The sequence below is a fragment of the Microcoleus sp. BROC3 genome, from assembly GCF_036702515.1.
GTDB lineage: Bacteria > Cyanobacteriota > Cyanobacteriia > Cyanobacteriales > Microcoleaceae > Microcoleus.
In genome coordinates this window covers 1-13,120 of the sequence record NZ_JAUBTQ010000097.1, presented here as the reverse complement: position 1 = coordinate 13,120, position 13,120 = coordinate 1, and the positions used below count along the sequence as shown (strand labels likewise).

11 protein-coding genes are annotated in these 13,120 nt (G+C 47.0%); 6 read left to right on the top strand and 5 right to left on the bottom strand.

Going from position 1 to position 13,120, the window contains the following annotated elements; all coding sequences use genetic code 11:
• Positions 1-930 (top strand): calcium-binding protein (locus QUB30_RS31705; RefSeq protein WP_333342012.1); only part of this gene is annotated, 930 nt, incomplete at its 5' end.
• A 140-nt stretch (positions 931-1,070) separates the two neighbouring features.
• Here QUB30_RS31705 and QUB30_RS31700 read toward each other — a convergent pair.
• On the bottom strand, positions 1,071-2,054 hold the full coding sequence (locus QUB30_RS31700) for a GNAT family N-acetyltransferase (protein ID WP_333342010.1): 984 nt from the start codon (positions 2,052-2,054) through the stop codon (positions 1,071-1,073).
• A gap of 748 nt (positions 2,055-2,802) precedes the next feature.
• Between QUB30_RS31700 and pap the strand changes: the two genes are divergently transcribed.
• Both pap and QUB30_RS31690 read left to right on the top strand, forming a co-directional pair.
• Positions 2,803-4,290, top strand: coding sequence for a polyphosphate:AMP phosphotransferase (pap, locus tag QUB30_RS31695; protein WP_333342008.1), 1,488 nt, complete (start codon positions 2,803-2,805; stop codon positions 4,288-4,290).
• Between the two features lie 355 nt (positions 4,291-4,645).
• On the top strand, positions 4,646-5,638 hold the full coding sequence (locus QUB30_RS31690; RefSeq protein ID WP_333342006.1) for a YdcF family protein: 993 nt from the start codon (positions 4,646-4,648) through the stop codon (positions 5,636-5,638).
• On the opposite strand, the gene QUB30_RS31685 is transcribed toward QUB30_RS31690, so the two are convergent.
• A complete protein-coding gene (locus QUB30_RS31685; RefSeq protein WP_333342004.1) occupies positions 5,635-5,988 on the bottom strand; it encodes a hypothetical protein in 354 nt (117 codons plus the stop codon). The genes QUB30_RS31690 and QUB30_RS31685 overlap by 4 nt on opposite strands.
• Positions 5,989-6,448: 460 nt before the next feature.
• Here QUB30_RS31685 and glsA point away from each other — a divergent pair, with 460 nt between their 5' ends.
• Positions 6,449-7,375: a glutaminase A gene (gene glsA / locus QUB30_RS31680; protein WP_333342002.1), complete on the top strand. Its 927-nt coding sequence runs from the start codon at positions 6,449-6,451 to the stop codon at positions 7,373-7,375.
• 250 nt (positions 7,376-7,625) lie between these two features.
• Here glsA and QUB30_RS31675 read toward each other — a convergent pair whose 3' ends face one another.
• Positions 7,626-9,440 carry an adenylate/guanylate cyclase domain-containing protein gene (locus QUB30_RS31675; protein WP_333342000.1) on the bottom strand — a complete coding sequence of 605 codons (1,815 nt, stop codon included), beginning with the start codon at positions 9,438-9,440 and terminating at the stop codon, positions 7,626-7,628.
• A 238-nt stretch (positions 9,441-9,678) separates the two neighbouring features.
• Positions 9,679-10,785, bottom strand: coding sequence for a FecR domain-containing protein (locus QUB30_RS31670; RefSeq protein WP_333341999.1), 1,107 nt, complete (start codon positions 10,783-10,785; stop codon positions 9,679-9,681).
• 670 nt (positions 10,786-11,455) lie between these two features.
• Between QUB30_RS31670 and petP the strand changes: the two genes are divergently transcribed.
• Together petP and QUB30_RS31660 are read left to right on the top strand one after the other, a co-directional pair.
• Positions 11,456-11,656 carry a cytochrome b6f subunit PetP gene (gene petP, locus QUB30_RS31665; protein WP_333341997.1) on the top strand — a complete coding sequence of 67 codons (201 nt, stop codon included), beginning with the start codon at positions 11,456-11,458 and terminating at the stop codon, positions 11,654-11,656.
• A 185-nt stretch (positions 11,657-11,841) separates the two neighbouring features.
• The gene (locus QUB30_RS31660) at positions 11,842-12,936 is read left to right on the top strand and encodes a Get3/ArsA fold putative tail anchor-mediating ATPase NosAFP (RefSeq protein ID WP_333341996.1); all 1,095 of its coding nucleotides are present in this window, start codon (positions 11,842-11,844) and stop codon (positions 12,934-12,936) included.
• On the opposite strand, the gene QUB30_RS31655 is transcribed toward QUB30_RS31660, so the two are convergent.
• On the bottom strand, positions 12,933-13,120 hold a 188-nt coding region (locus tag QUB30_RS31655; RefSeq protein WP_333341994.1), incomplete at its 5' end, for a hypothetical protein. The two genes, QUB30_RS31660 and QUB30_RS31655, sit on opposite strands and share 4 nt — an antisense overlap.

Genomic DNA, 13,120 nt, shown 5'->3' with positions numbered 1-13,120 from the left:
CCAACACCAACAACCAACAACATCCCCAATGACGACTGCATCTGCGATGACATTGCCTATCCCAACTTAAACCAACCTAACTCAGTTGAAAACACCATACTTGGTGTATCGGGAATTCAAATAGGCACTGCCCAAAACGATGAATTTTTCGGCACTAACAACGGCAATATATTCGATGCCAAATCTGGGAATGACAACTTATATGGTGGAGCCAGCAACGACATCTTTAATGGCAACCAAGGCAACGACTTCATCACTGGAGGCAAAGGTGACGACATCCTCTATGGAGATGAAGGAAACGACATCGTTCTTGGCGAATTGGGCAACGATTTAATCTTCGGAGGCAAAGGCAATGACTTGTTACATGGCCGCGAAGGTATTGACATCATTTATGGCAATAAAGATGATGACTTCATCGATGGCGGTAAGGATAATGACACCTTATTCGGAGGCAAAGGTGATGACATAATCCTTGGGAGTCAAGGTGATGACTACTTGTTTGGACAGTTAGGTTCGGATACTATCTGTGGCGGTAAAGGTAATGACTTAATCAACGGTGACGAAGGAGCAGATATCCTGGGAGGGTGTGCAGGAAATGATACTCTTTACGGAGGCCTAGATAACGATACTCTCACTGGTGGCAAAGGCGACGATCTCCTTGACGGAGGCATGGAAAATGATAGTTTGATTGGCGGTAGCGGCAACGATATCTTTGCCTTAAAAGCTGGTCAAGGATTTGATATAATCGCTGATTTTACCATCGGTCAAGATTTGATTGGATTAAGCGGAGGTTTGAGTTTTGGTCAGTTAGCAATCACTCAAAATACTCAGGGAAGTCTCATCAAAAATGTCTTGACAGGAGAGGAGTTAGGTGTGATGGTTGGAGTGAGTGCCAATGCAATAACAGCGGCTAATTTCCGGTTGATTTAGGAAATCAAGAAAAGTGCGAGATCCCCTTGAGTAAAAAAGGGATCTCGCATCAAAACCTTCATAACCGGGTTTTTTACCGAATCTGCAGGCTGTAACGCAGTATTTTCGCAAAAACCCGGTTTCTGACCACCCTAACGAATTTACAATGTCTTAGCCCACTCTATCCAAGTTTCCATCGGGCGGAAACCGACTGATTTGTAAAGCTTTGTCGCCCCTGTCAAACTATCAGCATCGACGCTGAGTTTAGCTGTATTTGCACCCGCCACTTTTAAGGAGTGCAAACCGGCCAGCAGCATCGCTTTTCCTAAACCCATTTTCCGAAAGTCGCGCCGCGTACCCAACAATTCAATCCAACCGTCTTTTGTGCCGCTGCGGGCGTTTTTTTGGGGTTTGATTTGACAGTCGCAGAAAGCAGCAAATTTGCGTGAAGCGAAGCTATCCCGCAGGGAATCGCCCGAAACAGCAATCAAGTCTAATTCCGGCTGATAATTCGGAGCTTGCATCCAGTAACGCACAGTTTCCGCAGTTAAATCGTGGTGATTCCAGTGATCTATAAATGACTGGTTGAACATCTCTACCCAAGGTTGGATGTCTTGTTCTCCCGATACGTGTGTCAGCGCAAAATCTGCGGGAAATTCCGGTGTGGGAATGGGTTCGGCGAGGGATCGGGCCATTGTCCAAAAATAGCGATCGACCTCAAAGCCCTGTTTCTCTAACAGCCGCATCTCATCGGTTTTGTCCTCGCGGCTGTAGGTACGCAATTTTGCCGGCAGATTGCGTTCTTTTCCTACTTCGCGCAGCCGTTTTTCGGCCCATTTAATGATATCTTTTCCCAACCCTACGCCGCGCAGGTTTGGATGCACGTAAAACCAGAGACAAGCGTCGATTTCAGCGGGGGAATCGGGCATATCTAGGAGTGCTAAACCGATGAGTTTGTAATTACCATCTTCCCACAACTGCACGTCGCGGGCTTTGTCGAGTTTGGGCGCATCAAGTATTAGCTTAAGTTCAGTTGCTGAGACTTCTTCACCGAGTCTATCCACTGCTTCGCAAGCATCGATTAAATTGGCGATCGCGCACCAGTCAGTTTCGCCCTTGTAGGAGCGTGTTGTCAAGATATTCATAAAAAACTTGCAATCCGTAATTTCGGACTGTTCCTCTTAATTGGTATTGGCAAACAAGTACAGTAATTCCGACATTTTGCACAAATGTCAGTAACAGGCAAGATGCCTGTTCCACAAGAAATAAAAGTTCTTGTGGGGCGGGTTCACGTGACCGCACCTAAACCGCTTTTAGTATTTGAGAAGGGTGTCGATAAAACTCAGAAACCTGTTTATATCACCCAGGCTTTCAGGTTTTATCTAATTAGGCAATCATAAAAATTGGTTGGCCATTTCAGGCTAGTTTTGTAGGTGAGCTTATGGCTCGATGTTGATGAGTCGCGCTCTCTTTCGTTACCAAGCCTGGTGCTTAAGTAACTACTACGGTTTGAATAAAGTTTCTACAGCTAAGTAAAGAAGTTGTCACCCCCACCGGGTAGTTGATTTTTACTTTTGCTCTCTTTTACACTAAATCCTTGTTCAGGGATTTTTTGCTCCTCCTGTTAACTCGCCCGAACGGGGGAGGGAAGAAGTTGAACTTATTTAAAAGTTCCCTATTTCAACTATAACCTGAGCTGTTTTTTTTTGCAAGTTTTAAATTTAGGCAATCTTGCTAGTATTAACGAGGCTGGCATTTGAGGGCAGGAGCGATCGCGCTTTAAACCTGCCGTAACTGTAATTTTTATAACGTTTTTCCCGGAGTTGAGGATTTAATTTTATCCAAACGTTAAACTAACGTTAAACAGTTTTTTCAGATTTATATGAGGTAAATATGCTCGACAACCTCGATTTAGATATCTCCCTGGATAAAGAAACCTACGATGCCAAGATAGAAGTTTTAATGCAACAGTTGCGATCGCTCCAACTGGCCTGCTGGGAAAAAAAATTGCCCGCAATTATCGTCCTCGAAGGCTGGGCCGCCGCCGGCAAGGGTGCTTTAGTCAAACAAATGGTAGGGTATATGGACCCGCGGGGGTTTGGCGTTTACCCGATTTGGCCGCCGTCAGCAGCAGAAATGGGCTATCCTTTTCTGTGGCGGTTTTGGCAGAAACTTCCGGTCCGCGGACGAATTGGCTTTTTTTATCACAGTTGGTACACTCATGTTCTAGAAGACCGATTGTTCGATCGAGTCTCCGACGCCCAAGTACCCACAGTCATCAGGCAAATCAACGCCTTCGAGCGGCAGATGGTAGATGACGGCGCGGCAATCGCCAAATTTTGGATTCACCTGAGCAAAAAAGAACTCAAGCACCGACTCAAAAAACTAGAAGACGACACCTTACAAGCTTGGCGAGTTCGGCCCGAAGACTGGAAACAAGCCAAAAAATACGAAGAATACACAACTTTGGCCGAAGAAATGGTAGCCCAAACCGGCACGGGCCCGGCACCTTGGACGCTAGTAGAAGGCGATTGTCAACGGTGGGCGAGAGTTAAAGTTTTAACGCAAATGGCAGCGACAATTACAGAAGCCTTAGACAGATTGCCGATGCAATCTGCACCCGTGAAATTGCCGCCTCAAGAAAGGTTGCAACCTACCGAACCCGACTTGCTGGCCCAAGTAGATTTAACTCAATCGCTGTCGCCCGACGAATACAAACAGCAACTTCGCGAGGAACAAACCCGTTTTGGCAAACTGCAACAAAGCATTTACGAAGAGGAAATCCCCGTGTTAGTGCTGTTTGAAGGTTGGGACGCCGCCGGTAAAGGAGGAGCAATCAAACGCTTGACGGACGTATTAGACCCCCGCAGTTACACCGTTAATGCCTTTGGGGCCCCGACAGACGAAGAAAAAGCCCACCAATACCTCTGGCGGTTCTGGCGACGGCTGCCAACGGCTGGTAAAATCAGCATTTGCGATCGCAGTTGGTATGGTAGAGTGCTCGTCGAGCGAGTCGAAGGATTTGCCGCCGAACCCGAATGGCGGCGAGCTTATCAGGAAATCAACGAATTTGAGGAGCAACTTACCAGTTTTGGTTGTGTCTTAGTTAAATTCTGGCTGCACATCAGTCCTGACGAGCAACTAAAGCGGTTTACAGAGCGGCAAAACAATCCATTTAAACAATACAAACTCACCGAGGAAGATTGGCGAAATCGGGAAAAGTGGAATTATTATGAAGTAGCGGTCAATCAAATGATTCAGCGCACCAGCGCGCCGGCTGCTCCCTGGACGCTAATTGCCGCCGATAACAAGTATTATGCTCGTGTTAAAGTAATTCAAACGGTAACGCAGGCAATTCGGAATCAACTGAAGCGCCGATAAATTGGGATTGGTGAATGGGTAACAGGTAATGGGGAAAAAAAGCAGGCAGCAGAAAGCAGGCTTGAATTGCCAATTTCACCTGCGGCTTGCTCGATTCATTACCAATTATCAATCAACCATTACCAGTTATCAATTACCAATTAACTGTCAGCAATCTGTGACTGGAAGTAGCGGGCTTACAGCCTGCAACCAATAGTTGATAGCTGACCGGAAGCGAGCATTAGAATAAATGCGATCGGACTGCGTTATTGACGAAAGTTAAAAACCCACCGAGGGCCGTATTTCCTCCTGCAGCTAAATTCGCGCTCGTTTCCAAACTTCTGTACTAATTTATGAAGACACAGAATATTGCAAGATGCCAGAACTGTTAGCTCGCATTCTATTTCTATTCCTCCTTTTCTCACTGATCAAATCGTGGTGGGATCAATCAGGAGGCAAAGACAATCCATTATTAGACCGGCTGCGCGTTTTGCTGCTGATCAGCCTTTTGTTCCTGGCTTTTTTTGCGCCAGACACGCCAGTCGGAGCCGCGATTTTCGGCCTAATAGCCTTCTTCTTTAAACCGTTGGGTTTTTCCATCACGCTGCTGGTGATTGCATCGGCGCTGATCACGAACGGGGGCATCCGCAACCCAGCGCCGAGAATGATCCTGGCAGCGCTGCTAGTTTTGATTCTTTCGAGTATGCCAGTTGTCGCTTACTGGTTCGCCGACCAAGCAGAACGGGACGCTGCTGCGGCATCCCGCACAGTTTGCTGCGACGAAACAGCCGCGGCGATCGTCCTGCTAGGCAAGGGAACCACTCAGCCTCACCTTCCCAACCGAGTGGCGATTCAACTGACAGATACAGGCAATCGCCTGCCCTATGCTGCCGTTTTATACAGAAAACAACTGGCACCTATGGTCATCGTTACCGCTGGCCCGAGGCCCGAGTTGGAGGGTTATGTTGGCGAAGCTAAGGATATCGAGACTTTGCTGGCAAACAACATGGGCGTGCCGCGCAGCAGTATCGTGCTCGACGATAACGGCAGCAACATACGTACCAGCGCTGAAGAAGTGAGAAAAATACTCGACAGCCGCGGCGCGTCGCGCAAAGTAATCCTGGTAACATCTGCGATTCAGATGCGCCGTGCCAGCCTCGCTTTTGCGAATATGGGAATCCAGGTGATTCCTAGAGCTACGGACTTCTACACTTTTCAACCCACCGCAGGAGGGAAATCCAGACTCCGCTTAGACGCGGGAGATTTTCTCCCCAGTGCAGAAGCTTTGGTAACTACGACGCGAGTATTCGATGAATATTTCGGGTCTTTCTATTACTATTTGCGCGGCTGGCAAGCTCCCAGGGCCTAAAGTGGCAAGTTGCTGGTGTTTTTCTTAGGCAACAGCGACTGCTCCCCATATTGGTTTAAAATCTGATGAGAAGAAGACCTTTGTGGGGAGCTGTATTTTTTTCTCATTCCGGCGGGGTCGCCGACAATCAAATTTGCCATGAATGCAAACAATACCCAAAAGATAACTGGCTCCCACTGGGATTTTTTGGGCGGTGCTTCTGCCGCTTTGACAGATTCAACGTTGACTTTAATATCTAGTTTGCCTTCAATTTCTTTGCCCTTGAGAACTCCGTCGCTGCACACACCCTTAAAAGTCAGCGGAGCGGGTTTTGGTGCTTCTGCTACTGCTGCTTTCGCTTCTTCTGCCATTTTTTTATCCTAATTTTGGTGAATCCGGTTGGATAGTACATTCTCAGAGGTTCGGGGGGTTTCCGGACAGGATTGCGCGAACTCTGAAAGAATTAAGTTAAATATGCACCCCGCCCCCCTGGCTGGGACTTAAACATAGGAATCTGAAGGCATTTCAAGCTAGTGCTTGTTTGTTCTGGGTAGCAGCCTTGCCTGGAAGCTGCTACTTATATATCGGGATGAAGGAGAGGTTTTTATGCAAAGTACAGGTTTTTTATGGAAAATTTGTCAATAAGTTTATTTGCTACCGACGGATCCAAACGTCAACCGCCTGAAGATCGATCGCACTTACTCTCATCGAAGAAACCAGGTTGCTTCCAGCGGATCCAAGTGACGCAATTCGGTTAATAAACCGGGTTTATGGCTCAAGATCGCCCTAGGAATGCCTATCTAAAATCTCAAATAATCTAAATAATCGAGAGTGAAAATATCCACCAGTCAACTATCTTCCTTGGAACCGGAACAACTGGCAGCTTGGGCAATAGAGGCAATAAATCGCAGTAAATCCGGTCAAATCCCCGCGTACATACCTCTGCTTGCGCGAGCCGACAGACAAGGGTTTGCCGTGCAAATTCGGGCAATTGACGGTCAAATTTTGAGCTGGGGTAGCATTGCTCAAACATTCCCGCTGATGAGTGTAGTCAAGCCATTTGTGCTGCTTTATTTGCTGTGCGAATTGGGCGAAAAAACGGTTTTTGACTGCGTTGGCTGTGAGCCTTCGGAACTACCTTTCAATTCCCTAACTCAACTCGAAATAGACCAAGGGAAGCCGAGAAACCCGATGATTAATAGCGGGGCGATCGCCCTAGCGTCTTTGATTCCCGGTCAAAATGCTGTGGCACGCTGTCAAAACTTGCTCGATTGGCTGAATCAACAGGCAAACAGTCAGTTATTTGTTGACGAGTTAATGCTCGATTCAGTGAAGACAAATCCCAATCAAAACAATTGGAATCTCGCCTTGAAAATGGTAGAATCGGGTTATGTTCAAAACTCAGAAATTGCTTTAGAAACCTACAATCGCGTGTGCTGTTTGTCGGGAACTGTGGACGATTTAGCTAAGCTGGGGATGGTTTTGGTAAACAGTGGCGATCGACAAATCGGCGAAAACTGCCGTACTGTCAAAGCACTGATGGCAACTTGCGGTTTGTATGAAGCATCCGCCCGCTTTGCCCTGCGGGTGGGGCTGCCGGCTAAGTCGGGAGTTAGCGGGGCAATGCTCTCGGTAATTCCGGGTCAAGGTGCGATCGGCTTTTACAGTCCGCCCCTCGATCGAGAGGGAAATTCTGTCGGCGGCTTATTTCTGTTACAACAAATAGCTAAAACTCTGCGCCTGAGCGTATTTGATTAGATTGGTCAATCGATTTTAGATTTTAGATTTTAGATTAAAGAATTGAAGAATTGACCCCACGGATAAATTCGGGGGGCAAGTTTCATCGGATACAGGTTTTTTATTTCTGGACGGATGAATCCGGGGGCTTGTATCCTGGATGCTTTCGGTCAGTAGTCAGTAGTCATTAGAAATGAGGAACGGGCAATTGGGAATGTCTAATGGGGAATTGGGAAAAAGGTAATTTTCCCTAATGACAAGTGACAACTGACTAATGCTTTTCGCCCAAAATAGCATAAACCACAGTCTTTTCTTTTTTGCCGCGCAATTGAATCGATCCTACTTTTTTGCCTTCGTAGCGATCGCGCACGTAAGCAAAAGTCCTCGCCGTCACCAACAAATTAAAAGGACTGTCAGAAACAATTTCCTTATTCATCGCCTCCAATCTAGCAGCAACGTTGACAGCATCGCCGATCACAGAATAATTCAAACGCCGGGAACCGCCCACACTGCCCGCAACTAACTGTCCGGTATGCAAACCGATGCCAAACTTAATTAAAGGTTTGCGTTCACTTCTAAGCTGCTGATTAAGTTGGTGCAGCCGTTCGTGCATCGCAATACAAGCCGCAACTGCATTCAAAGCATCTTGTTGAATTTCTCGATATTCGGTATGGCAAAAAGGCACCCCAAAAACTGCCATAATTGCATCACCGATGTATTTATCTACAACGCCGCCGTGATCCATAATACAGTTAGTCATCGCTTCCAAATAATTGTTCAACCAGGTGAGTAAATCTCGCGGTCGCATTTTTTCGGAAATCGAAGTAAAACTACGAATATCCATAAACAGCACCGTTGCTGTAAGTTCTTGAGGTTCGAGTTCTCCCTGTTCAAATATCTCAGCTTTGCGTTCCCAAATAAGCTGAGCTGTCTCCGGAGCGACGTGCTTTTCAAATAACCTCATTAACTGCTGCTTTTCGTACTGTTCCCGCAGTTGCAAAGCAGTGCTAGATAAAATGAGGGTGCCGATAGGTGCGGCAATCGGAACCCACCAAAAAAAGAAGCCAAATAACAAAGCGGCAGCCCCAATCCAAATTATAGGCAAACCGAGAGCGATCGCCATTCTCTCTTTAACACCTCGGTTGCCCAGAACCAAGGCGGTAAGGGGGCCAATCCCCAACAATAACAAAATTTCTAGGAGTACCGGCAGCCGCTGCAGCAAGCGTTGATTGAGCAAATTGTCAACCAATGCTGCATATAAATAAACTCCCGCCGTAGTCTTGTTGAGAGGTGAAGATATCGGGTCTAAACCAGTAGCAACTATGCCCACTAAAACTAACTTATTAGTCAGAGCATCTGCGGGAATTCTACCTTCTACGACATCAACAAAAGCATAGGTAGGTAGATTTTCAGTTTTCCCCGGCCAGTTAACCCAGACTTTTTTTTCCTGCTTATTTTTGGACTGTGGGAGCAATACTGGATCTTGGGGATTAGCAGCATTGTACCTGTGAGTCATTGCTAAACCGAAATTAGGAATCCCGTTGAGAAAGATTTTTGACTCGCGGCTAATACCGTCGCTATCGGCTTCTTGGCTGATGTGGCCGACACCTGCGGCGGCTGCTTTTAAAGATGCTACTGGTTCTTCTTTAAGGGTTCTCGGGAGTACAACTTTGCCGTTGGCGGCGATTGCAACGGCTAAAATATCATCTTTCGGACTTGGATCGAGGAAAAGAATGTCAAAACCAACGGCTGTGGGGGGAGATTTTTTCAGTGCTTCTAGCAGTTGGGCATAGCGGTTACGAGGCCAAGGAAATTTACCGTATTCCTGCAAGGAATGCCGTTCGATAGCAATTACCACAATTCGCTGATCCCATCCGGGATTTGGCAAAATTCCCGATTCTCGAATTTGAAATAGCGTTTTGTATCCCAAATATTCAAGAGGTTTCCACATTCCCAATTGTAGCATGGCTACAGACATTATACCTACTACTGTCCCTGTGATCCAGGGAGGATTTGTGGTTATATGTTGCCGGAACCCGAGCAGTTTATTTTGTTTGATACGATCGATCCATTCTTTGAACTTCATGCAATTAATTTGACGCAATCATTGACATTCGAGTCCGAACTTCGATAGGAGTGGGAGTCATGAAGTTTTACAATACCCTAAGGGCGAAGGGTGGGGGCAAAATTTATTGATTTTGACTACCGAGATTCACCGCAAAATCCTTCCCACCTACACAAAATAATCAACCCTGATAGGACTATAGGATCTAACTCACGTCCTCAGAGACTGCCCGCGTACATTACTCGCGACGATAGGTTGTTTAGCGAACTGCGAAGCTGTAATGCCTTTCTGTGACTGACGGGCCTCGCACTACGATTTTGAGGCGGCGACTTGGAGGTAAAATTCCTTGGATTTTGAAGTTGCCATTTCGATCGATCTTAATCTCTTCGTTGTTGACATAAAGTGTGTCGATCGGGTTAATTTGACCGCTGAGGCTATAAATATTGCCGCTGAATCTCAACAACCTGCGGACTTTGAGTTTAGCTAGCCGAGGGCTCGCTGAGGGCGCCACTGGCGAGGTTTGAGGGAAAATAGTCGTGGCGTTGCCGCCGTTAACAACTACTTCCGAGTCGGTGTTGCCGGATACTACGACTGCACCTTCAATTGTTTCGACTGCGGTTTTGCCGCCACCGACGCTGACGCCAAAGGAGGTGCCGCGAACTCCAGCAACGCCTTCTGGGGTTTCAACCCTGACTGGGGCGGTTTTGGCAGACTTTTTTTGTTGGGCAATTTGACTGGATTTGCCAAGTCCGCTGAAGGTATTGAGGGCGACTATTTGGTTCGGCGGGATAATTGTTGAGGTGTTGGCTGCGGGAGTTGTCGCAGCAGTTTTGCCGATCGACAACCTGACTCGCCCCCTGCTGACAAAAATGGCTGTGTCTTTTTCACCGCCTGCACTGCTTGACAAATCCGATATTCTGACTGTGGTTTTTTCGGCAACTTCCACAACGCCGATGTTATTGTCGATGCCTAAACGGGCTGTGGAATTGGGGCCGGTGATGATTTCGTCTCCGGGGGCGAGTAGCCGATCGCCCACAACGGCTGGCCGCCCTTTAAAGCTGACTGTACCCCGAATTTCTTCTATTTCGAGCGATCGCGCGGCCGCTGTTCCCTGGGCGTTTATCGTCTCTGCTGGGGATGAATTAGCCGCCACTGTTGCCGGATTTGTTAGAGATTTTGAGGCTGTTGGCAGTGCTGGCGGTCGATCGACTGAGACAATTTTAGTAGTGTTGGACGGCTGTGTGGGGGATGGAGAAAGCGGACTGGCGATCGTCCCACGACTGAGTGACAGACAGGCGAACACAGCTAAGGACAAACTTAGGAGCGGAATTTTGGTCGATCGCCCACAGGTAAAAATTTTATTCATAATTTCAATTTTGTCATATTGAAGTTTCTAGACTTCCTTTCCTGTATCAGACACCCTAAATCCGGCAATCGTTCCACTTTTTATGCCGTAACACAGCAGCAAAAATAAACTTTATCAGCCTGATATTTTAGCATTAAATCTTTTTTTTATTGTCAGATTGTAGTAAACCGTTACAACATGACCGTTTCCTACAATCTGACATTCGGAAAATTTTGCAAGCTAGACTCCAAGTGCTTTACAGCATTAATCTTAGCCGATGTCAACGTTAGAAATACAAGATTTATATATAGCAAACCTAAAATTAATTACTGCTTCTGAATGTCTTTTGGCTTCTGCCGGAAGGATGACTAATTGGAAATAAATCCTGTAGTTGTGGCAATTAATAAAAAGATTGTTTTGGCGAAGGGATAAAAAATAATTATCTCCGTGGTGCGCGAGACTCTGGAAGTTGAGCTTGCCGCTGTGGAAGCTGATGAGGCAAACCCAAGCGAATCAGGGTAGACGATCGACCAACCGCGACTAGAATACCGTTTTTTAGGGAAAGTTGGTGGAAATTTCGATGGAAAATCATAGCGAGCGATCGCCTGCTGGTGTTGCTGTTCCGAAGTAGACGCCAAACTGTAAAATAAACGGTTGTATATAGGTTATATAGAGCAGGAGAACAATTTCAGTGGCAATAGAAGTAGGTCAGAGAGTTAAGGTGCGCCGTCTCAGAGATCGGATACCTCCAAATATAGTGGGTAAGATAAAGGAGAATCCCGTAGGCACTGTTGACGGATTCAAAATGGTTGACGGTAGTGGAGTAGGCGTGGTTGTCAAGTTTGAGGGTTTTGCGACTTGGTTCTTTGAAGATGAGCTAGAACCCGTTTAACAGATGTAGAAGGAAGAAGGAAGAAGGAAGAAGGAAGAAGGAAGAGGAAAAATTTTCCCAATTCTTCCCCTCTCCCACTCTCCCACTCTCCCACTCTCCTCTTCCTCCACTCTCCCCCCTCCCCCACTCTGGCTGAAGGTTGCGCTTAAATGTTAAAGAGTAAGCTTTGGCAGTGAGAACAGAAAATGGCTTTGATTTTGACATTTTTGGGCAAAGGCGGCACTGGCCGCAGTACGATCGCGATCGCAACAGCTAAAAAATACGCGGCTCAAGGCAAGCGAGTTCTGCTGCTCGGCCAAGATCCAGGCCCTGCATTGGGTATCCTGCTAGGGACTCCCCTGACTCTCAGCCCCCAGGAAATCGCCCCCAACCTCAAAGCAGTTCAGGTGCAAAGCGCGCCGCTGCTAGAACGCAGGTGGGACGAAGTTAAACAACTAGAAGCTCAATATGTCCGCACTCCGTTTTTCAAGCAGATTTACGGCCAAGAATTAGGGGTGTTGCCGGGAATGGACAGCGCGCTGGCGTTGAACGAACTTCGGGAATACGACGACAGCAAACAATACGATGTAATCGTTTATGACGGCAATGGCGGCATGGATACGCTGCGGATGCTGGGAATGCCGGAAATTCTGAGTTGGTACATCCGCAGGTTCCGTCAAGCTTTGGTAGATTCGGATTTGGGTAAAGCGCTTTCACCTTTTATTCAACCGGTTGTCAGTACGGTGTTGACGGTGGATTTGTCGGGAGACAATGCTTTTCAATCTACTAAGCAAGTCGATAATCTTTTGGATAAGGGTAAGGAAGCGCTGGCAGATCCGAACCGCACGGCGGCTTTTTTGGTGACGACTGGGGATGCAAGCGCGATCGCAACTGCCCGCTATCTTTGGGGAAGTTCTCAACAAGTTGGCTTGACTGTGGGCGGTGTCATTGTCAATCAAGCATCGGTTACAGAAGCTATTACTGCCGAGTTTGATCCTTTGACGGCTGTTTCGGTTCCGGCGCACAGTGACAATAATTGGCAGCCGCTAATTGATGCTTTGCCCGATTTTTCTCAGGCGGCAAAAGCTCCTAAACCGATTAACATAAACATTGCACAGCGTCAAGTTAGTTTGTTTTTGCCTGGGTTTGACAAGAAAGAAATTAAATTGATTCAATCCGGGCCGGAAGTGACGATCGAAGCGGGCGATCAGCGGCGCAATATTTTGCTGCCTCCGGCGCTAACTGGGAAGTCTGTTACTGGTGCTAAGTTCCTGAATGGTTACTTGATTATTTCTTTTTAGGGTAAGGAAGAAGGCACGACACGGATTTTGACACGGATACACGGATGAATTATCGAGTTCTCTAATATCATGTCTCGTTGATTCGCGATCGTATAATTTGTGCGATAGTAGATACTGTCTTGACCTGTCAAGGGGTAGCAGTCAAATAATTGGGGTCGAAAGGCTTTTGGGATTTTAAAATCCC